The sequence below is a fragment of the Streptomyces europaeiscabiei genome, assembly GCF_001550375.1.
GTDB classification, from domain to species: Bacteria; Actinomycetota; Actinomycetes; order Streptomycetales; family Streptomycetaceae; genus Streptomyces; species Streptomyces europaeiscabiei.
Map to the genome: position 1 here is coordinate 1 of NZ_LRTR01000325.1, position 22,845 is coordinate 22,845.

19 protein-coding genes, 1 tRNA gene, 1 pseudogene and 1 riboswitch are annotated in these 22,845 nt (G+C 70.1%); of the genes and pseudogenes, 17 read left to right on the plus strand and 4 right to left on the minus strand.

What is annotated here, in order from left to right; genetic code table 11:
- The 14 genes and pseudogenes from AWZ10_RS15855 to AWZ10_RS15920 form a co-directional block, all read left to right on the plus strand.
- Positions 1-592 (plus strand): annotated as a pseudogene (locus AWZ10_RS15855) (serine/threonine protein kinase); the annotation flags it as partial.
- 131 nt (positions 593-723) lie between these two features.
- Entirely contained in the window at positions 724-1,614 is an 891-nt protein-coding gene (locus AWZ10_RS15860) for a glycoside hydrolase domain-containing protein (protein ID WP_078935771.1), read from the plus strand.
- Positions 1,615-1,833: 219 nt separating this feature from the next.
- On the plus strand, positions 1,834-2,505 hold the full coding sequence (locus AWZ10_RS15865) for a SurA N-terminal domain-containing protein (RefSeq protein WP_046709897.1): 672 nt from the start codon (positions 1,834-1,836) through the stop codon (positions 2,503-2,505).
- A gap of 183 nt (positions 2,506-2,688) precedes the next feature.
- A complete protein-coding gene (locus tag AWZ10_RS15870; protein WP_060891380.1) occupies positions 2,689-3,840 on the plus strand; it encodes a nucleoside triphosphate pyrophosphohydrolase in 1,152 nt (383 codons plus the stop codon).
- 166 nt (positions 3,841-4,006) lie between these two features.
- A complete protein-coding gene (locus AWZ10_RS15875; RefSeq protein WP_107417440.1) occupies positions 4,007-4,483 on the plus strand; it encodes a hypothetical protein in 477 nt (158 codons plus the stop codon).
- Positions 4,480-5,787, plus strand: coding sequence for a cytochrome P450 family protein (locus AWZ10_RS15880; RefSeq protein ID WP_060891381.1), 1,308 nt, complete (start codon positions 4,480-4,482; stop codon positions 5,785-5,787). The genes AWZ10_RS15875 and AWZ10_RS15880 overlap by 4 nt, the downstream gene beginning before the upstream one ends.
- A gap of 194 nt (positions 5,788-5,981) precedes the next feature.
- Positions 5,982-7,094 carry a LysM peptidoglycan-binding domain-containing protein gene (locus tag AWZ10_RS15885; RefSeq protein WP_060891382.1) on the plus strand — a complete coding sequence of 371 codons (1,113 nt, stop codon included), beginning with the start codon at positions 5,982-5,984 and terminating at the stop codon, positions 7,092-7,094.
- A 181-nt stretch (positions 7,095-7,275) separates the two neighbouring features.
- Positions 7,276-7,475, plus strand: a riboswitch (cyclic di-AMP (ydaO/yuaA leader).
- Between the two features lie 4 nt (positions 7,476-7,479).
- Positions 7,480-8,175 carry a LysM peptidoglycan-binding domain-containing protein gene (locus AWZ10_RS15890; RefSeq protein ID WP_046709893.1) on the plus strand — a complete coding sequence of 232 codons (696 nt, stop codon included), beginning with the start codon at positions 7,480-7,482 and terminating at the stop codon, positions 8,173-8,175.
- A gap of 461 nt (positions 8,176-8,636) precedes the next feature.
- Positions 8,637-9,917, plus strand: coding sequence for a phosphopyruvate hydratase (eno, locus tag AWZ10_RS15895; RefSeq protein WP_107065311.1), 1,281 nt, complete (start codon positions 8,637-8,639; stop codon positions 9,915-9,917).
- 111 nt (positions 9,918-10,028) lie between these two features.
- Entirely contained in the window at positions 10,029-10,511 is a 483-nt protein-coding gene (locus AWZ10_RS15900) for an FtsB family cell division protein (RefSeq protein WP_037692931.1), read from the plus strand.
- 58 nt (positions 10,512-10,569) lie between these two features.
- Positions 10,570-11,112, plus strand: coding sequence for a DUF501 domain-containing protein (locus AWZ10_RS15905; RefSeq protein ID WP_060891383.1), 543 nt, complete (start codon positions 10,570-10,572; stop codon positions 11,110-11,112).
- Entirely contained in the window at positions 11,109-12,050 is a 942-nt protein-coding gene (locus AWZ10_RS15910) for a Ppx/GppA phosphatase family protein (RefSeq protein ID WP_046707991.1), read from the plus strand. Before AWZ10_RS15905 ends, AWZ10_RS15910 begins: the two co-directional genes overlap by 4 nt.
- Before the next feature lie 494 nt (positions 12,051-12,544).
- Positions 12,545-13,948, plus strand: a complete 1,404-nt coding sequence (locus tag AWZ10_RS15915; protein ID WP_046707990.1) for an NAD(P)/FAD-dependent oxidoreductase — start codon at positions 12,545-12,547, stop codon at positions 13,946-13,948.
- Between the two features lie 332 nt (positions 13,949-14,280).
- Positions 14,281-15,582, plus strand: coding sequence for an SAM-dependent methyltransferase (locus AWZ10_RS15920; protein WP_046709136.1), 1,302 nt, complete (start codon positions 14,281-14,283; stop codon positions 15,580-15,582).
- 106 nt (positions 15,583-15,688) lie between these two features.
- Here the strand turns inward: AWZ10_RS15920 and AWZ10_RS15925 are convergent, their stop codons facing one another.
- Both AWZ10_RS15925 and AWZ10_RS15930 read right to left on the minus strand, forming a co-directional pair.
- A complete protein-coding gene (locus AWZ10_RS15925; protein ID WP_060891384.1) occupies positions 15,689-18,229 on the minus strand; it encodes an ABC transporter permease in 2,541 nt (846 codons plus the stop codon).
- Positions 18,230-18,321: 92 nt separating this feature from the next.
- Entirely contained in the window at positions 18,322-19,092 is a 771-nt protein-coding gene (locus tag AWZ10_RS15930; protein ID WP_037692942.1) for an ABC transporter ATP-binding protein, read from the minus strand.
- 532 nt (positions 19,093-19,624) lie between these two features.
- Between AWZ10_RS15930 and AWZ10_RS15935 the strand changes: the two genes are divergently transcribed.
- Together AWZ10_RS15935 and AWZ10_RS15940 are read left to right on the plus strand one after the other, a co-directional pair.
- Positions 19,625-19,707 (plus strand) — tRNA-Leu (locus AWZ10_RS15935).
- 709 nt (positions 19,708-20,416) lie between these two features.
- Positions 20,417-21,295: a Bax inhibitor-1/YccA family protein gene (locus AWZ10_RS15940; RefSeq protein ID WP_046709133.1), complete on the plus strand. Its 879-nt coding sequence runs from the start codon at positions 20,417-20,419 to the stop codon at positions 21,293-21,295.
- 80 nt (positions 21,296-21,375) lie between these two features.
- Here AWZ10_RS15940 and AWZ10_RS15945 read toward each other — a convergent pair whose 3' ends face one another.
- On the minus strand, positions 21,376-21,606 hold the full coding sequence (locus tag AWZ10_RS15945; RefSeq protein WP_046709132.1) for a DUF4287 domain-containing protein: 231 nt from the start codon (positions 21,604-21,606) through the stop codon (positions 21,376-21,378).
- A 104-nt stretch (positions 21,607-21,710) separates the two neighbouring features.
- Here AWZ10_RS15945 and AWZ10_RS15950 point away from each other — a divergent pair, with 104 nt between their 5' ends.
- Entirely contained in the window at positions 21,711-22,022 is a 312-nt protein-coding gene (locus AWZ10_RS15950; protein ID WP_173531687.1) for a hypothetical protein, read from the plus strand.
- Positions 22,023-22,209: 187 nt separating this feature from the next.
- Here the strand turns inward: AWZ10_RS15950 and AWZ10_RS15955 are convergent.
- Positions 22,210-22,845: hypothetical protein (locus AWZ10_RS15955; protein WP_060891385.1), on the minus strand; the 636-nt coding region annotated here is incomplete at its 5' end.

Sequence of the window (22,845 nt, forward strand, 5' to 3'; positions counted from 1 at the left end):
CGCGCTCGACCATGCGCCCGCGGCCGACAAGCCCGACGTGGCGGGCGCCCTCGACGAGGTCAAGCGGCTCCTCGGCGAGGGCCGCATCACCCAGGCCGTCGACATCCTCGGCGCGATCCTCCCGGCCGCCGCCGCCCAGCACGGCGAGCACTCACCCGTCGTCCGCACCCTGCGCAAGCAGTACGCGGCCACCCTCATGGACGACGGCCAGTACCGCCGGGCCCTGCCCGAGCTGCGCCGCCTCGGTGACGAGCGCGCCGCCGAGGCCGGTCAGGCCGACCCCCAGGCACTGCGCTTCCGCTACGACTCCGCCCAGTGCCTCGAACAGCTCGGCGAACCGGCCGCGGCCCTCGCCGAGTACCGCTCCCTGCTGCCGTACTACGAGAACCAGTACGTCGGCGGCGACCCCGAACTCTCCCTCGACGTCCGCCGCCGCATAGGCCACCTGCTCCTCGCCCTCGGTGACCGCGGTGCCGCCCACGAGACCCTGGGCCGCCTGCTGCTGGACGTGGAGCGGCTGCGCGGGCCGGGCCATCCGCTGGCGGGCGAGGTCCGGCGCACGCTGCAGTGGCTGGGGCAGGTACGCGGCTGACGCGGACGGCGTTCCGCATGTTTTGCGCCACCTTGGCCGAAGCTTGCCTTGGTCGAGAGCCGGGGTTTCCCGAACACGGAGACGGCACCGCTTGGCTGGACGCACACAGCGATCAAGGGGTGGGGCCACACATGTCCGACAACCAGTACAGCCACCGTCGATCCGACGGGTCGAGCCGGCGGCACCCGGGCCGTCCCGGCCACCGGCAGTCCCGCAAGCGCAGATACATCGCCTGGACCGCCGCAGGCGCCGCCGTCCTCGCCGGAGCCGGGCTCGCCGCGCAGAACTCCCAGGCCACGACCACCGCCTGGCCCGCCGCCAAGGTCTACACGGGCCGCGCCTTCGACACCTGCACGGCTCCCTCCCTGTCCGCGATGAAGGCCTGGAAGACCGGCTTCTACGGCGCGGCGGCGGTCTACGTCGGCGGCAGGAACCGCGGCTGCGCCCAGCCCGAACTCACCGCCTCCTGGGTGAAGTCCGTCAACACCCTCGGCTGGAAGCTCGTCCCGCTCTACGTCGGCGCCCAGCCGCCCTGCCAGACCGGTTCGAGCCCCGAGAAGATCACCGCGTCGACCGCCGCCTCGCAGGGCGCCGCCGACGGAGCGGACGCCGTCGCCAAGGCCGCCGCCCTCGGCATGAAGCCGGGCAGCGCGCTCTACCTCGACATGGAGGCGTACGACACCACGAACACGGCCTGCGACAACGCCGTGCTCACCTACGTCCGTGCCTGGCACAAGGCACTCGGCGCCAAGCGGTACCGCTCCGGCTTCTACGGCTTCAGCAGCTCCAGCGCCAAGGCCCTCGCCACCGCCACCGACCGTACGAACCTGCCCGGCAACCTCTGGTACGCCAAGTGGGACAAGGTCAACACGACGACCACCGACTGGCCGTTCGACCCGAAGCTGTACACCGGGCACCACCGCGCCCACCAGTACATGGTCAACAGCAAGGAGAGCCGCGGCGGCCACACGATCACCGTGGACCGCAACGCGTGGGACGCCCCGGTGGCGATCGTGGGGTGAATCGGGGGACGACCGCCGTCCGACGCCGGGCGGGCACCCGGGCCGCGCCGCAGCCGGAACGGCCGCGCCTGAGGCCGGTGGTGGCACGGTCCCGGGGCGACGGTGCCCGAAGTCGGTGTGAATCGTTGGTCGAATGGCTGGCCGAGAGCAGGGCCACTGCCTAACATCGATCACCGCAAGACTTTGTGCACCGCCGCACAATCTCCTCGGGAGGCCCACTTGCACCGCCGCCGTCGCACCGCGCTCCTTTTCTCCGTAGCGATCGCCGCCGCGTCCCCGCTCCTCACCGCCTGCGGAAGCGATGCGCATCCCGGCGCGGCGGCTGTCGTGGGCGACGACCGGATCACGGTCGCGCAACTGGAGAACCGGGTGAACGAGGTGCGCACCGCCCAGCGCGCCGCCAGCACGGACCAGAACCAGTACCAGCAGGTCGTCGCCCAGAGCAGCGCCCTCACCCGCAACACCCTGAACGGCATGGTCCTGGAGAAGGTCCTCGACCAGGCGCTCGAGGACGCCGGCGTGAGCGTCACCCGCAAGGAAGTCCAGAAGTACCGTTCCGACCTGGAAGCGGAGGCCGGCGGGGCCGAGGCCCTGGAAACGGCCTACCTGCAGCGCTACAGCGTCGCCCCGGAGCAACTGGAGGAGAGTCTCCGCAGCGACGTCGAGGTCCAGAAACTCGCCGCCTCCGTCGGTGCCGACCTCAACACCCAGGAGGGCGGCGCGGTCTTCTGGAAGGCCCTCTCCGAGGCCTCGAAGAAGCTCGACGTGGACCTCAACCCCCGCTACGGCAGCTGGGGCGTCGACCCGGCGTCCGGCCGGGTCGGCCTGCTGGAAGCCAAGACACCGTGGCTGAAGGAAGTCACCGGGACGGGGACGAGGGAGTCGGCGTAGCGACGGGCCGGTGCCTACAGCGGTGCTTGCGGCCGGTGCCTACGGCCGGTGCCCAGGACGGATGCCTTGGGCGGGCACCCGGGACACCGGCCCACATGGCAAGGCAGGGGGCGAGGACGAACCCGCCCCCCAGCCCTGTGGATAACTTCGGGGCGCGTCCGTGACGTGGGTTACGTTCGTGGGGTGAACGCAAACCGCCCCGACGGCGCCTCCGCCACCACGGCCTCCGAGACCACGGGCTCCACCCCTGGCCCCGGCCGAGTCGTCCTGCTCACCACCAGCCACCGTGTCGCACCGGGCCTGCTCTCCTGGCCGGCCTGGCAGGCGCTCCACGGGGCGGATCGCGTCCTCTGCGCGGACGAGGCGCACCCTCAGCTCCCCTATCTCCGCGAGGCCGGCATAACGGTGGAGCAGGCGACCCCGGCGGCCGAGGAACTGGTCGACATCTGCGCCGGCGACCGCACGGTGGTCGTGGTGGCCACGGCCGAGGGCGAACCCCGCCTCACCGACGGCCTGGCCCGCCTCGCCGGCTCGGGCCGCGTCCAGATGCCGTCCCTGGAACTCCTCCCCGCCTCCTACGACCTCCCCGGCGCCCGCCTCCTCGACCTCATCCAGGTGATGGACCGGATCCGCGCCGAATGCCCCTGGTCCTCCCAGCAGACCCACAAGGGCCTCGCCAAGTACGGCATCGAGGAAGCGTACGAACTCGTCGAGGCCATCGAGGAGGGCGACCGCGACGAACTCCGCGAGGAACTGGGTGACGTCCTGCTTCAGGTCGTCTTCCACGCCCGCATCGCCGAGGACGACCCCGAGACCCCCTTCTCCATCGACGACGTGGCCGCCGGCATCGTCACCAAGCTCATCCACCGCCACCCGCACGTCTTCGGCGACGCCACGGCCACGACCCCGGAGGAGGTCAAGGCGCACTGGCTCCGCACCAAGGCCGTGGAGAAGCAGCGCGAGTCGGTCACCGACGGCGTACCCCTCGGCCAGCCCGGCCTCGCCCTCGCCGCCAAGCTCTCCTCCCGCGCCCGCACCGCGGGCCTCGCCGTCCCGATACCCCCCGGCGGCGACATCGGCTACGAACTCCTCACCCTCGCCGCCCAGGCGGAGTCCCAGGGCATCGACCCCGAGGCGGCCCTACGGGCAGCGGCCCGCGCGTACCGGGACGCGATCCGCGTCGCCGAAGGCGTCGGCGCGGGGACGAAGGCCAAGACGGCCAAGACGGCCAAGACGGCCAAGACGGCCAAGACGGCCGAGGAGACCGAGGAGACCGAGGAGGAGAGCGACGAGAGCGGAGAGGAGAGCGACGGGGCCGGAGACCTCACTCGCTGACATGCCCACGAACGACGCGCCCCCGGATCCGCTGCAGGACCCGCTGCCAAAGCTGCAGCCAGGCCTACAGCCAGGCCTACAGCCAGGCCTACAGCCAGACCTGCAGCCAGACCTGCAGCCAGACCTGCTGTGGGACGAGGTGAAGGGGATCTTCGACCCCGAGCTGATGGGTTCACTGCCGGACCTGCACGTCCCGGACGCCTCGGCGGATGACTGGCAGGCGCTTCTCGATCTCGTCGCGGAGAGCGGCTGGAAGCACGAGTACATCGAAGGCACGACTACGTCGGCGCTGCCGAGCGCCGCGCGCGTACTGGCGCGACCCCTCGGTGCCGAATGCCCCTGGCTGAGGGTCTGGCCGGTGGCGGACATGCTGGCGATCTTCCGCTTCCACTCCGGCGAGGTGATCGACTTCGACGTGGATCTGAGGGAGATCCAGGGGCAGGACCGGCTCGACGCGTTCTGCGGCTTCCTGCGCTCCCTCGGCCGGCGCCTCGGCAGGCCGGTCCTGATGTGCCCGGAGGGCGCCGACGACCGTGCGGTACTGGGCTTCGACCCCGCGAGCGCCCGCGTCGTGCTCCTGCCCGACCGGCTACCGGGGAGGGGGCCGGGTGCCCCCGAAGGGCCCGATACCGTCGGCGGGTGACCAACCAGCCCGCATCCACCTCCGCCACCCCCACGGGAACCGGCGCGCCCGATCTCTTCACCTGGGAGTTCGCCACCAACCCCTACCCGGCGTACGCCTGGCTCCGAGACCATGCGCCCGTGCACAGGACGCGCCTCCCCAGTGGTGTGGAGGCCTGGCTGGTCACCCGCCACGGCGACGCGAAGCAGGCGCTCGCCGACGGGCGTCTGTCGAAGAACCCGGCACATCACGACGAGCCGGCCCACGCCAGGGGGAAGACGGGTATCCCCGGTGAGCGCAAGGCCGAGTTGATGACGCATCTGCTGAACATCGATCCGCCGGATCACACCCGACTCCGCCGTCTCGTCTCCAAGGCGTTCACGCCCCGCAGGGTCGCCGAGTTCGCGCCCCGGGTCCAGGAGCTGACCGATCAGCTCATCGACCGGTTCGCGGACAAGGGCGAGGCCGACCTCATCCACGAGTTCGCCTTCCCCCTCCCCATCTACGCGATCTGCGACATGCTCGGCGTCCCCCGGGAGGACCAGGACGACTTCCGGGACTGGGCGGGGATGATGATCCGGCACGGCGGTGGCCCGCGTGGCGGCGTCGCGCGGTCGGTGAAGAAGATGCGCGGCTATCTCGCCGACCTCATCCACCGCAAGCGGGAGGCCCTCACCGAGCACCCCATGCCCGGCGAGGACCTCATCTCCGCGCTCATCCGCGCCTCCGACCACGGTGAGCACCTCACCGAGAACGAGGCCGCGGCGATGGCGTTCATCCTGCTGTTCGCCGGGTTCGAGACGACCGTCAACCTGATCGGCAACGGCACGTACGCCCTCCTCACCCACCCCGAACAGCGTGCCCGCCTCCAGGCCTCCCTCGCCGCCCGGGAAACCGCGCTGCTCGAAACCGGCGTCGAGGAACTCCTCCGCTACGACGGCCCCGTCGAGCTCGCCACCTGGCGCTTCGCGACCCAGCCCCTGACCATCGGCGGGCAGGACATCGCCCCCGGCGACCCCGTCCTCGTCGTACTCGCGGCCGCCGACCGCGACCCGGCCCGCTTCGACGACCCCGACACCCTCGACCTCTCCCGCCGCGACAACCAGCACCTCGGGTACGGCCACGGCATCCACTACTGCCTGGGCGCCCCACTCGCACGCCTCGAAGGCCAGACCGCGCTGGCGACGCTCCTCACCCGCCTCCCCGACCTGCGACTCGCAGGGGATTCAGCCGATCTGAGATGGCGAGGAGGTCTCATCATGCGGGGGTTGCGCACGCTTCCGGTGGAATTCACCCCGCAGAAGCGGCCTGTGAGCAGTCCGTAGTCATACCCGGGCGGCCCGTAGGACTACCCCATTCCGCGCCAGAAGATGACGCTCCCTCAACTCTGTGATCTTCACGTGATCTGCGCTGCATTAACTTGTGACAACTGATCGACTGCCGATACGTTCACACGTCAGTGCGAAGGGGGCACCACGCCCGTCGCACGGGCCACTGCTGTCGTGTGAAAGGCAATCGCATGCTCTCCGGGAACGGTCGTCACCGTCGCCCCCGTCAGGCTCCTGCCCTCCTTGTCGCGGCCGGAGTGACCGGATCGGCCATCGCGATCCCACTCCTCGGCGCCACCGGCGCGAGTGCGGCCAGCGGAACCACCTGGGACCAGGTGGCGGAGTGCGAGAGCGGTGGCTCTTGGAGCGCGGACACCGGGAACGAGCGCTACGGCGGCCTCCAGCTGACCCAGGCGAACTGGGAGAAGTACGGCGGCCTCGACTACGCGACGGCCGCCGACCAGGCCAGCCGTTCGCAGCAGATAGCGGTCGCCGAGAAGGTGCTCGCGGACCAGGGCGTCGGTGTCTGGTCCACCTGTGGACTGCTCCACAACCTCGGCGGCGACTCCGGTTCCGCCGACGTGGACACGGGTGTCGCGGGCGACTCGGCGAGCTCCGACAGTTCCTCCGGCTCATCCGACTCATCTGGTTTGTCGGATTCATCCAAGTCGACCGACTCGACCGACTCGACCGACTCGACCGACTCGACCGACTCGACCGACTCGGCCGACTCGACCAAGTCGGTCGATTCCACCGGCTCCACCGGCTCGACCGGCTCGGGCCGGTCCGACGAATCATCCGAATCATCCGAATCGCCTGACTCATCGGACTCATCGGACTCATCCACGAATGTCCCCGAAGGTTCCACCAAGGCGGAAACCGGCACCGGCTCGGGCGACTCCACGGCCTCCGGCGGTGAAAACCCGGACGGTTCAAGCCGGAGTGACGGCTCTTCGGCTGCCGATGACAGCGACAGTGGCACCGGCCGTCACCGCGGCGCCGGCGCCGACGAGGGTGCCGACGCGGACGCCGGCGCCGATGCGGGCGCGACCGACGGCTCCCGCACCGACTCCGCCTCCTCCGGCCGTCACGCCTCCCGTGGTGGCGACGCGGCGCGTGAGGTCGTGGACGGCGCGTACACCGTCCAGGTGGGCGACAGCCTGACGGGCATCGTGAACTCGCTCGGCCTGGGTGGCGGGTGGCGGGACCTGTACGCCGAGAACGAGGGCACGGTCGGAACTGACCCGGACCTTATCCTTCCCGGTCAGACCCTCGAAGTCGGTGTCGAAACGGGCGAAAAGTAGCGGCAGTTAGGGTCACGTTTCGCCCCTGAATGCCCGTTTTGATCTAGGTGGGAGATGAATCACAGACCCCCTGATCGTCTTTGAAATTCGGGCAATCACCTGTTTACGGTCGTGACCGCTCGCCACAGCGGGCCCTTCCGGTCGGCACGCCGAATCCTGCCAGCGACCGCGAGGAACAGTCGTCGCGCAAGCGCCGTAGGCAGGAGCGGGGGACCCAAGGTAAGTGCCGGGTCCGGCGGTTACGGCCCTTCGGGGGCGTACGTCCGGAACCGGCTTGGGGTGAAGCCGCGCGACGTGAGCCGAAAGGCGAGCGTGCGCGGCCGGGCAACTCAACCGGCCCGAACCCGACAGCTCACCTCGTAGGCGTCGGTGAGGGGATCTCTCCATGCTGTTTTCCAGCAAGGGCAAGCACCGTCGCCCGTCCAAGGCCGCTCGCGCCATCGCCGTCGCCGGTGTCACCGGCGCCGCCGCCATCGCCGCCCCGCTGATGGTCGCCGGCAGCGCCTCCGCCGCGACCACCTCCGAGTGGGACGCCGTCGCCCAGTGCGAGTCCGGCGGGGACTGGTCCATCAACACCGGCAACGGCTACTACGGCGGTCTGCAGTTCGCGGCCTCCACCTGGGCCGCCTACGGCGGTACGCAGTACGCCTCCACCGCCAACCAGGCGAGCAAGGCCCAGCAGATCGCGATCGCCGAGAAGGTTCTCGCGGGCCAGGGCAAGGGTGCCTGGCCGGTCTGCGGCACCGGCCTGTCCGGCGCCGCGTACGACGGTGCCCCCGCCTCCGGTGGCACCTCGAACTCCGGCTCCTCCTCGCAGGAGAGCACCCAGGAGAGCACCAAGAAGAGCACCGAGGACACCCGCGCCTCCCGCTCCTCCGAGCGCGCCACCGTCGAGACCCCGACCGGCAAGAAGGTCAAGAAGGGCGACGGCGAGTACAAGGTCGTCAGCGGCGACACCCTCAGCGGCATCGCCGAGAAGAAGAACGTCAAGGGTGGCTGGGAGAAGCTCTTCGAGCTGAACAAGGACATCATCGACGACGCCGACTTCATCTACCCGGGCCAGCAGCTCCACCTGAGCTGACCCCCGGCGACCGCGACGGCCGCTCGACGTCTGCCATCCCCACGGCCGCCCCAACGGCCGGGCAGGCGGGGCGGGTTCAGCCGGGCCGAAATGAACAAGGCCGCTCCCCGGCTGAACCACAGCCCACTCACATCCGTGTCCTCCATAGTGAAGACCTCGTGAGGGCCGTCCCCCCGTCCCCACGGGCTCCCCGCCCCGGTGCGCATTCCCCCGTACGCACCGGGGCGGGGCTTTTTCGTGCGCGTCCCTGAGCCGCTGCCCCGCGCGTCCGCCCGGGCCGCTCCTTCCTTCTGTTCACTTTCTCGTCCACCCCCCTTTGTTCCGAGCTGAAACAATGGGTACGGTCTGTCTGTCCACGGGACGGTCGGTCGGCTGCCGACGGCCCGGGGGCGGTTAGGCTCTAGTCGCAAGGCCCAAGCGGCCCCGCACAACCAGCGTCACATCCCATGAAGGAGATGCTCGTGCCGTCCATCGACGTCGTCGTAGCCCGGGAAATCCTCGACTCGCGAGGCAACCCCACCGTCGAGGTCGAGGTCGGCCTCGACGACGGCAGCACGGGTCGTGCCGCCGTTCCGTCCGGCGCCTCCACCGGTGCCTTCGAAGCCATCGAGCTCCGTGACGGCGACCCCAACCGCTACCACGGCAAGGGCGTCGAGAAGGCCGTCCTCGCCGTCATCGAGCAGATCGGCCCGGAGCTCGTCGGCTACGACGCCACCGAGCAGCGCCTGATCGACCAGGCGATGTTCGACCTGGACGCCACCGACAACAAGGGCTCCCTCGGCGCCAACGCCATCCTCGGCGTCTCCCTCGCCGTCGCCCACGCCGCCTCCGAGGCCAGCGACCTGCCGCTCTTCCGCTACCTGGGCGGCCCGAACGCGCACCTGCTGCCCGTTCCGATGATGAACATCCTGAACGGCGGCTCGCACGCCGACTCCAACGTGGACATCCAGGAGTTCATGATCGCCCCCATCGGCGCGGAGTCCTTCTCCGAGGCCCTGCGCTGGGGCGCCGAGGTCTACCACACCCTCAAGAAGGTGCTGAAGACCAAGGGCCTGTCCACCGGCCTCGGCGACGAGGGCGGTTTCGCCCCGAACCTGGAGTCCAACCGCGCCGCCCTCGACCTCATCCTCGAGGCCATCAAGGAGGCCGGCTACACCCCCGGCGAGCAGATCGCCCTCGCGCTGGACGTCGCCGCCTCCGAGTTCTACAAGGACGGCGTCTACACCTTCGAGGGCAAGGAGCGCTCCGCCGCCGAGATGACGGAGTACTACGCCGACCTCGTCGCGTCGTACCCGCTCGTCTCCATCGAGGACCCGCTGTTCGAGGACGACTGGGCCGGCTGGAACGCCATCACCGAGAAGCTGGGCGACAAGGTCCAGATCGTCGGCGACGACCTCTTCGTCACCAACCCGGAGCGCCTCGCCCGCGGCATCGAGGAGGGCTCCGCCAACGCCCTGCTCGTCAAGGTCAACCAGATCGGCTCGCTGACCGAGACCCTGGACGCCGTCGAGATGGCCCAGCGCAACGGCTTCAAGTGCATGATGTCCCACCGCTCCGGCGAGACCGAGGACGTCACCATCGCCGACCTCGCCGTGGCCGTGAACTGCGGTCAGATCAAGACCGGCGCCCCGGCCCGCTCGGACCGCGTCGCGAAGTACAACCAGCTGCTGCGCATCGAGGAGATCCTCGACGACGCCGCGGTGTACGCCGGCCGCTCCGCCTTCCCCCGCTTCAAGGGCTGACGGCAGCAGGACGGCAAGTAGGAAGCGTCGTACGTACGTCCCCGTACTCGGTCCCGTACCGTGTGCGGGGACGTACGCACGTGCACGCAGGAGAAGAAGGGGAAACGGGACATGGCCGTGAAGGACCGGGACCGGGACCGTTTCTCCACCGCGACCCGGCTGAAGGTGCTCGGTGAGCAGACGGCGGCCCGGGTCTACCGCTCCCAGACCAAGCGCCAGGCCCGCCGCTCCCGGCTGACCGGCCGGGCCGCGCTGCTCGCCCTCGTCCTCTGCTCGATGATCGTGGCGCTCGCCTATCCCATAAGGCAGTACGTCTCCCAGCGCGCCGACATCGCCGACATGCAGCGGCAGCGTCAGGAGGCGCGCGAGCGGGTCGAGGAGTTGCGCGACCTCAAGGCGCGCTGGCAGGACGACGCGTACGCCGAGCAGCGCATCCGGGAGCGGCTGCACTATGTGATGCCGGGCGAGACCGGCTACACCATGATCGACCCGGACGCCGCGAAGCAGTCCCGTACGACGCAGGGGGCGGCCGACCGCCCCTGGTACACCAATGTCTGGGACGGCGTCGACAAGGCCGACGCCGCCGACAGCTGAACGGCCACCTTCGTGACCGTGAACCGATGAGCCACACCGAGGACTTGAGTAGCAGGTTATGCAGACCCCTCCGCCGACCACCCCGCGCACCGAGCCGACCGACGCCGACGTCGAGGCCTTCCAGCAGCAGCTCGGGCGCCCGCCGCGCGGGCTGCGCGCGATCGCGCACCGCTGCCCGTGCGGGCAGCCGGACGTCGTCGAGACGGCGCCGCGCCTGCCGGACGGAACGCCCTTCCCCACGACGTACTACCTGACGTGCCCGCGCGCGGCCTCCGCGATCGGCACGCTGGAGGCGAACGGCGTGATGAAGGAGATGACGCAGCGGCTGGCGACGGACCCCGAGCTGGCCGCCGCGTACCGGGCCGCGCACGAGGACTACATCGCCCGCCGGGACGAGATCGAGGTCCTGGAGGGCTTCCCGAGCGCGGGTGGCATGCCGGACCGCGTGAAGTGCCTGCACGTCCTCGTCGGGCACTCGCTGGCCGCCGGTCCCGGCGTCAACCCGCTGGGCGACGAGGCGATCGCGATGCTGCCGGAGTGGTGGGCGAAGGGCCCGTGCGTGGTGTCCGCGACCGAGCCCGCGAAGGAGGACGACCAGTGACCCGGGTCGCCGCCGTCGACTGCGGTACGAACTCCATCCGGCTCCTCGTCGCCGACGCCGACCCGGCCACCGGTGAACTCGTCGAGCTGGACCGGCGCATGACCATCGTCCGGCTCGGCCAGGGCGTCGACCGTACGGGCCGGCTGGCCCCCGAGGCGCTGGAGCGGACCTTCGCGGCCTGCCGGGAGTATGCGGCGGCCATCAAGGAGCTCGGCGCCGAGCGGGTCCGCTTCGTGGCCACCTCCGCCTCCCGTGACGCCGAGAACCGGGACGAGTTCGTCCGCGGGGTGTTCGACATCCTCGGTGTCGAGCCCGAGGTGATCTCCGGTGACCAGGAGGCCGAGTTCTCCTTCACCGGAGCGACCAAGGAGCTGAAGGGGCGCGCCGACCTCGCCAGGCCGTACCTGGTCGTGGACATCGGCGGCGGCTCCACCGAGTTCGTCGTCGGCGACGAACACGTGCGCGGCGCCCGCTCCGTGGACATCGGCTGCGTACGGCTGACCGAGCGGCACCTCGTCCGGGACGGGGTCGTCTCCGACCCCCCGCGGCCGGAGCAGATCGCCGCGATCCGCGCCGACATCGAGGCCGCGCTGGACCTCGCCGAGCGGGACGTCCCCCTGCGGGAGGCGCACACCCTGGTCGGGCTCGCCGGTTCGGTGACGACCCTGTCCGCGATCGCCCAGGATCTGCCCGCGTACGACTCGGTGGCCATCCACCACTCCCGGGTCTCCCACGACCGCGTCCGGGAGATCACCGAGTGGCTGCTGCGGTCGACGCACGCCGAGCGGGGGGCGGTGCCGTCGATGCACCCTGGGCGCGTGGACGTGATCGCGGCGGGCGCCCTCGTCCTCCTCTCGATCATGGAACGGATCGGCGCGGCGGAGGTCGTGGTGAGCGAACACGACATTCTGGATGGAATCGCCTGGTCCGCGGCTTGAGCGAGGCGCGGGACCCCGGGTGCGTTTCGGGGTTCTCCCGGTCGCCCGGCGGCGCCTGTGAGCGAGTGTTTACTACTCGCCGGTAGCCTCGCTTGAGCTGTTCGGATAACGTATGAGCGCGCCCGAGGGGTGCTTCGGCACCCCTCGTCGATCCGCCGTCGAGAAACTTCGTGAAGTTCTTCACAAGAGAATCGGCCCTGTTGAGCGATGTTTTGAGGCTCCACAGAGCCTTCGAGGGCTCCGGGGGGTCAACGGAGCTCCCCCGAGGGGCTTTCGCGGGGGTCTCGTCTGTGTGAAACCAGAGGGTGGTTCGGGGGGTTCGCGGGCCCGGAACGGCAGTTCACGCGGCCTTGACATCGGTCATTCACGCAGGTCGGTTCCCCTGGTCCACCACGACCTGCGACATGAGGGCCGCGCAGTGTAGCAGAGGGTGTGAAGAAGCTTGTGAAGGGGCGCACGAGCGACCCCCGGATGGCGGGTACATACTCGATGGCATGAGCACCACGGAGCGTCCCAGGATCCTCGTAGTAGGCGGTGGGTACGTAGGCCTGTACGCAGCTCGGCGCATCCTCAAGAAGATGCGCTACGGCGAGGCGACCGTCACGGTCGTCGACCCCCGGTCGTACATGACCTACCAGCCCTTCCTCCCCGAAGCCGCCGCCGGCAGCATCTCCCCCCGGCACGTCGTCGTCCCGCTGCGACGCGTGCTGCCGAAGGCGGAGGTCCTCACCGGTCGGGTCACCACCATCGACCAGGACCGCAAGGTCGCCTCGATCGCCCCGCTGGTCGGCGAGGCGTACGAGCTGCCCTTCGACTACCTGGTCGTCGCGCTCGGCGCGGTCTCCCGCACCTTCCCGATCCCCGGCCTCGCCGAACAGGGCATCGGTATGAAGGGCATCGAGGAGGCCATCGGCCTGCGCAACCACGTGCTCGAGCAGCTCGACAAGGCCGACTCCACGACCGACGAGGACGTCCGCCGCAAGGCGTTGACCTTCGTCTTCGTGGGCGGTGGCTTCGCCGGCGCCGAGACCATCGGCGAGGTCGAGGACATGGCCCGCGACGCCGCGAAGTACTACAAGAACGTGTCCCGCGAGGACATGCGCTTCGTGCTCGTCGACGCCGCCGACAAGATCCTCCCCGAGGTCGGCCCGAAGCTCGGCCAGTACGGCAAGGAGCACCTGGAGGGCCGTGGGGTCGAGGTCTACCTCAACACCTCCATGGACTCCTGCGTCGACGGCCACGTCGTGCTGAAGAACGGCCTCGAGGTCGACTCCAACACGATCGTCTGGACCGCCGGCGTCAAGCCGAACCCGGTCCTCTCGCGCTACGGCCTGCCGCTCGGCCCCCGCGGTCACGTGGACGCCCAGCCGACCCTCCAGGTCACCGGCACCGACTACATCTGGACCGCGGGCGACAACGCCCAGGTTCCGGACGTCGCCGCCCGCAAGGCCGGCGTCGAGAACGCCTGGTGCCCGCCGAACGCCCAGCACGCGCTGCGTCAGGCGAAGGTCCTCGGCGACAACGTGGTCTCCGGCATGCGGGGCTTCCCGCAGAAGGAGTACGCGCACTCCAACAAGGGTGCGGTGGCGGGCCTCGGCCTCCACAAGGGTGTCGCGATGATCGTCATGGGCAAGATGAAGATCAAGCTCAAGGGCCGTCTCGCCTGGTACATGCACCGTGGCTACCACGGCCTCGCGATGCCGACCTGGAACCGCAAGATCCGCGTCTTCGCCGACTGGACCCTCGCGATGTTCCTCAAGCGCGAGGTCGTCTCCCTGGGCGCCATCGAGACTCCCCGCGAGGAGTTCTACGAGGCGGCCAAGCCGGCGCCGGTCGCCGCGGCCCCGGCCAAGACCGAGGAGAAGGCCAAGACCGAGGAGAAGGCCAAGGCCTCCTGACCCTCCCGGTCACCCTTCGACCGACCCGAAGGACCTCCCGCCATCCGTGGTGCGGGAGGTCCTTCGGCGTTCGCGGGAGAGCTCGGGGGTCCGGTGCGTCGGCGGGTGCGGACGCGGGCGGGTGGGGGCTTGTCGCGCAGGTTCCCGCGCACCTGAGAAGCAGGGCCGTGCCCGTGCGTATCGGCCCGCCGGGCCGTCGTCCTCAGGAGCGCGGACAACCCCCACCCACCCGCACCCGAACAACACACCTCACCGGGGACTACAGCGAAGCCCCGCCCGTGTTTACCGTGACACTGGACATTCCGGGATCTCTTGTCACGGAGGTGTGCGCCATGCAGGACGCCGCGTCGCGGCTGAAGACCCTGTTCGAGCAGGTGTCCGGGGTTCCGCTCCCGGTCCGGCTGCGGGCCTGGGACGGATCGACGGCAGGCCCGCCGGAGGCCCCCGTGGTCGTGGTACGGAACCGCAGGGCCCTGCGCCGGCTGCTGTGGAAGCCGGGCGAACTGGGCCTGGCCCGCGCCTGGGTCGCCGGTGACCTCGGCATCGACGGGGACCTGTACGCCGTACTGGACCTGGTGGCCGGACACGTGTGGGAGCGGGACGAGGACGCCCGGAGCCTCACCGAAGCCCTGCGCGACCCGGAGTTCCGGGCGGCCGTCAAGGGCCTGCTCAAGCTGGCCGGCCCCGCCGTCGTCCTCCCGCCAGAACCGCCCCGCGAGGAGGTCCGCGCCCGCCACCGGCACACCAGGAGCACCGACAGACGAGCCGTCAGCCACCACTACGACGTGGGCAACGACTTCTACGAGATCGTCCTCGGCCGGTCGATGGTGTACTCCTGCGCCTACTGGACGGCCTCCGACGGCACCACCACCCTCGAAGCCGCCCAGCACGACAAGCTCGACCTCATCTGCCGCAAACTCGGCCTGACCCCGGGCACGCGACTCCTCGACGTCGGCTGTGGCTGGGGTTCCATGGCCGTGCACGCGGCCCGTGAGTACGGCGTGCACGTCGTCGGCGTCACCCTCTCCCAGGAGCAGGCCGCGTACGCCCGTAAACGCGTCGCCGACGAGGGCCTGACGGACCGGGTCGAGATCCGTGTCCAGGACTACCGCGACGTCACCGATGGGCCCTACGACGCGATCTCCTCCGTCGGCATGGCCGAACACGTCGGCGCCGACAGGTACCTGGAGTACGCCAAGGACCTGTACCGGCTCCTCGCCCCCGGCGGACGGCTGCTCAACCACCAGATCTCACGGCGGCCGCAGTGCGACGAGAGCACCTACTCCGTCGACGGATTCATCGACGCCTACGTCTTCCCGGACGGTGAACTCGCCCCCGTCGGCACCACCGTCAGCAGACTCGAGCGCGCCGGGTTCGAGGTCCGTGACGTGGAAGCCCTCCGCGAGCACTACGCGCTCACCCTGCGCGCCTGGGTCACCAACCTCGAAGCCCGCTGGGCGCAGGCGACCGCCCTCGTCGGCCCCGGCCGCGCCCGCGTGTGGCGCCTCTACATGGCCGCCTCCGCCCTCGGCTTCGAACGCAACCGCCTCGGCGTCAACCAGGTGCTGGCCGTACGGCCTCCGGAAGGGGGTGCGTCGGGGCTCCCGCTCAGGGCCCGGACCTGGGGGGCCTGAGCGCCCGTACGAGGGCGTGAGCGGCCATGTGCGGGCGGCGCGAGTGGGCCTCCGTTCCGATGCGGAACGGGGGCCCACTCCTGCTGTCGTCATGTCTCCCGCGCGGCTACTCCGACTTGATCGCCGACAGCATGTTGAGCTTCGCCGCGCGGCGGGCGGGCCACAGCGCGGCCAGGATGCCGACCGTGGCGGCGAGGAGGAGGAACAGGGCCATCCGGGCCCAGGGGACGACCAGTTCGTACGTCGGCATCCTGCTGGCGATGAGTTCGCCGGCGGCCCAGCCGAAGAAGACGCCGAGGCCGATGCCGAGGACACCGCCGAAGAGGGAGATGACGAGGGACTCCAGACGGACCATCCGCTTGATGCCCCGTCGGTCGAGACCGATCGCGCGGAGCATGCCGATCTCCTGGGAACGCTCGAAGACCGACATGGCGAGGGTGTTGATGACCCCGAGGACGGCGACGATCACGGCCATGGCCAGCAGGCCGTACAGCATGTTCAGCATCAGCGTGAACATCTTCGCGATGTCGTCGGAGAGGTCCTGCCCGCTCTGGACCTTGATCGCCGGGTTCTCGCCGAGGGCCTTCTCCAGCCGGTCCTTGGTGGTGTCGGAGGCACCGGCCGAGGTCTTGACCATGACCATCATGTCGGCCGGGTCGGCTGCGGCCGGCAGGCGCCCGGTCAGCGTCGCGTTGTCCAGGAGGATGCCCCGGATCAGCTCGTTGCTCTCGTAGACCCCGGCGACCGTCAGCTTCTGCTTCTCGCCGCCCTGGAAGCCCGCGGTGAACTCCGAACCGGCCTTCCAGCCGCGCCGCTCGGCGGTGTCCGCGTCCACGACGACGTCCGCGCCGCCCACCTTGAACGTCCCGTCGTCGACGGGGAGGTCGGTGAGCTTGCCGATGTCCGAGCCGTTGACCCCGGTGAGGTACTCGGTCTCGCCCTCGATACGGGACTCCGCGTTGCGCAGCGACGACGTGGCCGTGACGCCCTCGGTGGCGGAGAGCTCCTTCTCCACTTCGGGGGAGAGGAAGCTGCCGTTGGCCATCGAGACGACGTAGTCCGCCTTGATCGCGTCGGCGGCCATCCTGGCGATGGACTGCTGCAGGCTGCCCGCCATCACTGTCATACCGGTGATCAGCGTCAGGCCGATCATCAGCGCCGAGGCGGTCGCGGCGGTGCGGCGCGGATTGCGCACGGAGTTCTGCCGGGCGAGCTTGCCGGAGATCCCGAAGACCCGCATGAGGGGCGCCCCGGCCGCGATCAGAGGGCGGGAGAGGAGGGGCGTGAGGACGAACACGCCGATGATCAGGAGAACCGCACCGACGCCCATCGGAGCCTGACCGTCCGAGCCGTCCATGGTGGTGGCGTACAGGACGGTGGCCACGCCCGCGCCCGCGAGCAGCGCGCCGATCGTGTTCCGCACGACGAGCGACTTGGTCGTCGCCGCCGCGTGGACGCTGCTCATCGCGGCGACCGGCGGGATCTTCGCCGCGCGGCGGCCCGGCAGCCAGGCGGCCGTCATCGTGATCAGCACGCCCACGAGCAGGGCGGTGGCGACCGTGCCGGGGGAGACCACCAGCGGGCCGTCCGGGACGGTCTCGCCGAGGGCGCCGATCAGGGCCCGCATCCCCGCTCCGATGCCGACACCGGCGGCGAGACCGGTGACCGCGGCGACCGTGCCCACCACGAACGCCTCGATCAGCACGGACCGCGTCACCTGGCGGCGGGAGGCGCCCACCGCCCGCAGCAGCGCCAACTCCTTGGTGCGCTGGGCGACGAGCATCGTGAAGGTGTTGGCGATGATGAACGTGCCCACGAACAGGGCGATCCCGGCGAAGACCAGCAGCGCGTTCTTCAGGCCGCTCATTTCGGCGGCGATCTGTGTGGCCTGGTCGTCGGCGAGCTGCTCACCGGTGGTGGTGTAGGCGGAGTCCTCGGGGAGCATCTTGTCGATGGCCGCCTTGAGCTGGGCCTGGCTGGTGCCGGCCGCCGCCGTCACGGCGATCTCGTCGTACTCGCCCTCCATGTGGAAGAGCTTCTGCGCGGTCGCCGTGTCGAACAGGGCGAGGCTGCCGCCGGCCGCGACATTGCCGTCGTCCGTCGTGAAGATCCCGGTGACGGTGGGCTTCAGGACCGGCCCGTCGACGGACAGGCGGATCGTGTCGCCCACCTTGTACCCGGCGCGCTTCGCGGTCTGCGAGTCGATGGCGACCTCGTTCTCGCCCTTGGGCGCGCGGCCGCCGTCCCGGATCGGATACCGGGGGTCGTCCGTCCCCCAGAGGTTCCCGCCCTGCGACTGGAAGCCGCCGCCGATCAGCTTGCCGTCCTTGTCGGCGAGGGCGGTGAACCCGCTCACCACACCGATCGCCGACTCGGCGCCGGGCGCCCGCTCGACCTTCTTCAGCAGCTCCGGCGTCAGCTTCGGCTGCTCCGCGAGGCTGTCGCCCTCGTCCGGGCGGTACCCCGCCCCGATCGAGACGTCCACGTGGTCGAAGCCCTTGGCCGAACTCTTCTGGAGCGCTTCCGAGATGGTGTTCGTGAAGACCAGCGTGCCCGACACGAAGGCGACGCCGAGCATCACCGCGAGCACGGTCATGAGAAGCCTGGCCTTGTGCGAGAGCACGTTGCGCAGGGCGGTACGGAACATGAGTGGGGTCCCTGTCAGGGGTCGGAGGGGTGACGGTGGTGGGTGGTGGCGGGTGATCGAGCGCTGTCTGGCGGGCCGATTCCCGAACTCCCCTAGCTCGTACGGCCCTTGGTGTCGAACCTCTTCATGCGGTCCAGGACGGAGTCCGCCGTCGGCTCGTGGATCTCGTCCACGAGGCGTCCGTCGGCGAGGAAGACGACCCGGTCCGCGTACGCCGCGGCCACCGGGTCGTGCGTCACCATCACCACGGTCTGCCCCAACTCCCGTACGGAGTTGCGCAGGAAGCCCAGCACCTCGGCGCCGGCCCGGGAGTCGAGGTTTCCGGTCGGCTCGTCCCCGAAGATGATGTCCGGCCGGGAGGCGAGCGCCCGCGCCACGGCCACGCGCTGCTGCTGGCCGCCGGAGAGCTGGGCGGGCCGGTGGCTCAACCGGTCGGCGAGGCCCACCATCCGGATCACGGTGTCCAGCCACTGTTTGTCCGGCTTGCGGCCCGCGATGTCCATCGGGAGGGTGATGTTCTCCAGTGCCGTGAGCGTCGGCAGCAGGTTGAACGCCTGGAAGATGAAGCCGATCTTGTCCCGGCGGAGCTTGGTGAGCTGCTTGTCCTTCAGCGAGCCCAGCTCGGTCTCGCCGATCCGGACGGAGCCCGCCGAGAAGGTGTCCAGACCCGCCACGCAGTGCATCAGCGTGGACTTGCCGGACCCCGAGGGGCCCATGATCGCGGTGAACTGGGCCTGCCGGAAGTCGATGGAGACCTGGTCCAGCGCGACCACCCGGGTCTCGCCCTGCCCGTAGACCTTCGACAGTTCCGTGGCGCGGGCGGCCACGGTGGTGGCCCGGTCGGCGAGGGGAGTGGTGGTCACGGGTGGGAACTCCTTGCGGGGCGACGGCGGTTGGGGTGTTCGAGGACGGCCTGTGGTGTGCCGGGGCGTGCCGCGGGACATGCCGGAGGCCGTTCGTTTCGTGGATGCCTCCATCGTCCCGACCGAGGGGCGCCGTGTAGTCAGCCGTTGTCCTGGTTCCGGGGGCAGACTTCTGACGGACAGAGGGGCGGCGCGTCATACCTGGGGATGACGGCGAGCTCCGACCGGGGTGGGCGAGCTCCGACCGGGGTGCGGGTCGCCATGACCGACGAGCTGGGCCGCCATGACCGACGTGAGTCGGTGCGTCACCGCGCGTGTCCTCGGCGGGGCGCTCGTTCGGGCGGTGAAATTCCGTCATTCCGCATACGCCCGGTCGTGCCGTCCGCAAGGCTGTTGGCAAGTGCGGATGGCGTGTTCCGTGGGCTGATGCACCCTCAGACGTCAATAAAATAAGACAACATCGGTCCGCACGTCGACTGTTCGGGGGAAGCGTCCCGATAGGCTCGGAAGCTCAGCGCGGAGCCCATGGCCTGCCCGGATGGTGGAATGCAGACACGGCGAGCTTAAACCTCGCTGCCCCTCGCGGGCGTACCGGTTCAAGTCCGGTTCCGGGCACCTCCGACCAAACCTGAACATTTCCTTTCGCACCCTCATGTACCGCCCCGGGGCGACATGCGCCCCGCACCCCCTCCCGGGCGCACGCTGTCTCCATGGCCCCAGGCGCTCCTTCGGGTCCTCCGGGAGGCCCCTGTGCGACTCCCGAGGGTCACAGTGGACTTCCTCGCCCACCATGTCGCCCGTCCAGTCCTTCCCGTCCCGTCCGGTTCGTCCGGTCCGTCAGGTCCGTCCGGTCCGTGTCGCCGTGGTGCCGACGAGATCCCCGGAGACGGCACCTTCATCGTCGGTGAGGACAACGAGCCCGGTACGTATCGGAGCGACGGACCGCAGGGCGGGGTTGTCACCTACTGCTCCTGGGGGCGGCTGAGCGGCACCGGGCGGGACGCGCAGGACGTCATCGCCGCCAACGGCGGCTCGGGGCAGGACACCGTCACCGTCGAAGAGGGTGACAGGGCCTTCAGGACCAGTGGGTGCGAGCCGTGGAAGCGGGTCGGCTGGCGGGGCGCGGTAGTGGTTGATCTCTGGACGATCGCGGGCGTGTACCGGGTTGGTCATGGGTTGGGGGGTGTGGGACGGGGAATCACGGAGACGCGTAGCGTGTTCGATGACAAGGCAGGGAAAGATCCTCCCCAAGCAGTAGAGTCAATCCTTTGCCTACCTATTACTCTTGAGCCAAGGCCACGCAGGGTGGCCATGGAGGAGTGAAATGAGGAGCAGCAACCCGGTCTTCTCGCGACGGGGGTTCAGCCGCGACAACGGCCACGCGGGCTTCAACACCGCGCCGCAGGCCGGGGGAGCAGCTGTCGGCACCCAGGGCAGCCCTTACGCCCAGGGTGGCAACCCGTACGCGACGAACCCGTACGCCCAGCAGGACGTACAGCACGGTGTCCCGCCGCAGGCCCCGGCCCGCACGGGCGCCATGACGATGGACGACGTCGTCATGCGCTCGGCCATGACGCTCGGCACGGTAGTCGTCGGCGCGATCCTGGCCTGGGCCCTCCTGCCGGTGACGCCCACCAGCTTCGGCCTGGCCATCGGCGCCGCGCTCATCGCCTTCGTCCTGGCGATGGTGCAGTCCTTCAAGCGCAAGGCCTCGCCCGCGCTGATCCTGGCATACGCGGCCTTCGAGGGTGTCTTCCTCGGCGTGCTCAGCGAGATGTTCAACTCGCAGTGGAGCGGCGCGCCCTTCCAGGCGGTGCTCGGCACCATGGCTGTCTCCGGTGCCACCCTCCTGGTCTACAAGGCGGGCTGGATCCGGGTCACCGCGCGGTACGCCCGCATCGGTATGACCATCGCGATCGCCTTCATCCTCGTCATGGCGGTCAACCTGCTCCTCGTCGTCTTCGGGCTCGCCCCGGACGGCGGACTGCGCAGCATGGGCCCGCTCGGCGCGATCGTCGGCATCCTCGCGATCCTCCTCGGCGCGTTCTTCCTGACCCTCGACTTCAAGCAGATCGAGGACGGCATCGCCTACGGCGCCCCGCGCGACGAGGCATGGCTGGCCGCGTTCGGCCTGACCATGACCCTCGTGTGGATCTACGTCGAGATGCTCCGTCTGGTCGCCATCTTCAGCGGCGACGACTAGGAACACGGGCTGACCCCGTACCGCTGTGAAGGGCCCCCGAACCGTGAGGTTCGGGGGCCCTTCGTAGGTTCTCGGCGGCTTCAGCGGAACTTCCGCGCGGCCCTCCTCAGGTCGTACTCGTGAATGATCGCTTTGGCGTGGCCGTACGCGAGGTCGTACTCGTGCCGGAGCCAGCTGACCTTCTCCTCGAAGTTGGGGAGAGCGGGGCCTTCGTCGACTTTGCGGATCCAGTCGGAGATTTCACGACCGGTGCAATGGGGGATGCGGGCGAGCAGATTGCGATGGGTCTCCTCGGAGAAGACTTGGGACATCGGCGCCTCCGGGCGAAAGGGAAATGTAAGCCGGTCCTTCAGGTCACGTTGCCTGAGTGGCGGCCTGTTGGCAACAGTCAGGTCGGGGCGCGTACTCTCGCGGCGTGCTTGATACGACACCGTTGACCCGTGCCGTGGAACATTTCGCCGACCGGTTGCGGGCCGCACCGCAGAGCCGGCTGCAGCGGGGCGCCGCCGCGGAGGCGCTGGGGCTGGCCAGGGAGATGGCACTGCGTGCCCAGCGGTTGGAGGCGCCCGAGGGGCCTCTTCGCGAGATGCCGGATGTGGGGATGTTCGCGGCGGCCGATCAGGTCATGGTCGCCGGGAACGATCTCGCGCTGGTTCTGGGCGACGAGGGGGCGCTGACGGAGGCCGTGGGGCTGGTGGAGGAGGCTCAGCGGCGGGCCGGGGTGTGAGGTGAGCGCCTGGCGGCAGCGCCCGGGAGCTCGGGGCGCTGGTGGTCGGGCGGCTGCGGATGTGCGGGGGCTGGTCGCGCCTTCCCCGCGCCCCTGAAGGGCGCGGCCGCTCTCGGCGGCGAGAAGGCACCAGCCAGAAGTACTGCCTACGGCGTCCTGAAGCGGCCCTGAGGCATCGGCATCGCCCTCACAGCGACGCGATCACCCGGTCCGCCAGGATGTAGACCATGTCGTCACCGCACTCGAACGTGAGGGCGTACGCGCCCGAGATGCCCGAGCCGCCCAGCAGGACGGGGATGTCACCGGTCTGGAGCGCCACGGCGAGGCGTTCGGCGGTTTCGCGGTGGCCGGGGGTCATGCAGAGCGTGGTGCCGTCGGCGAAGACGTAGACGTCGAGGGTGCCGAGGGGCCCCGGTCGGACGTCGGCCAGCTCGGTGCGGGACGCGGCGAGGTCCTCCAGGCAGGCGACCGTGCGCTCGTGGTCGTTGGTGACCGGCGACTGCACCGGCACGAAATCGGGGTGCGAGGGGTGCCGGCGGCGGGCCGCGGCCAGCTCGGCGGACTCCCCGACGTACTCGTCGCCCTCGAGGCTCGGCTCGATCACCGGCTCCAGGTGCTCCAGACCCGCGAAATCGGACTGCCGGGGCAGGAACAGGTCACTGTCGGGCAGACCCAGCAGGGAGGGCGCGTCGGAGACGTCACGGGACTCCTGGGCGGCCCAGAACGCCCGCGCCTCGGCAAGCTCACGCTCCCGCTCCTCGGCGAGCGCCTCGGCGACGGCGGCGCGTATCTCCTCCGTGTCGGCGGCCGGACGCGCCGCCGG

What these genes read in the sequence shown, in the direction of transcription:
- AWZ10_RS15860 (WP_078935771.1), top strand. Translation starts at nt 724, where the DNA reads ATGTCCGACAACCAGTACAGCCACCGTCGATCCGACGGGTCGAGCCGG.
- AWZ10_RS15875 (WP_107417440.1), top strand. Translation starts at nt 4,007, where the DNA reads ATGGGTTCACTGCCGGACCTGCACGTCCCGGACGCCTCGGCGGATGAC.
- AWZ10_RS15885 (WP_060891382.1), top strand. Translation starts at nt 5,982, where the DNA reads ATGCTCTCCGGGAACGGTCGTCACCGTCGCCCCCGTCAGGCTCCTGCC.
- AWZ10_RS15890 (WP_046709893.1), top strand. Translation starts at nt 7,480, where the DNA reads ATGCTGTTTTCCAGCAAGGGCAAGCACCGTCGCCCGTCCAAGGCCGCT.
- AWZ10_RS15900 (WP_037692931.1), top strand. Translation starts at nt 10,029, where the DNA reads ATGGCCGTGAAGGACCGGGACCGGGACCGTTTCTCCACCGCGACCCGG.
- AWZ10_RS15905 (WP_060891383.1), top strand. Translation starts at nt 10,570, where the DNA reads ATGCAGACCCCTCCGCCGACCACCCCGCGCACCGAGCCGACCGACGCC.
- AWZ10_RS15915 (WP_046707990.1), top strand. Translation starts at nt 12,545, where the DNA reads ATGAGCACCACGGAGCGTCCCAGGATCCTCGTAGTAGGCGGTGGGTAC.
- AWZ10_RS15920 (WP_046709136.1), top strand. Translation starts at nt 14,281, where the DNA reads ATGCAGGACGCCGCGTCGCGGCTGAAGACCCTGTTCGAGCAGGTGTCC.
- AWZ10_RS15925 (WP_060891384.1), bottom strand. Translation starts at nt 18,229, where the DNA reads ATGTTCCGTACCGCCCTGCGCAACGTGCTCTCGCACAAGGCCAGGCTT.
- AWZ10_RS15940 (WP_046709133.1), top strand. Translation starts at nt 20,417, where the DNA reads ATGAGGAGCAGCAACCCGGTCTTCTCGCGACGGGGGTTCAGCCGCGAC.
- AWZ10_RS15945 (WP_046709132.1), bottom strand. Translation starts at nt 21,606, where the DNA reads ATGTCCCAAGTCTTCTCCGAGGAGACCCATCGCAATCTGCTCGCCCGC.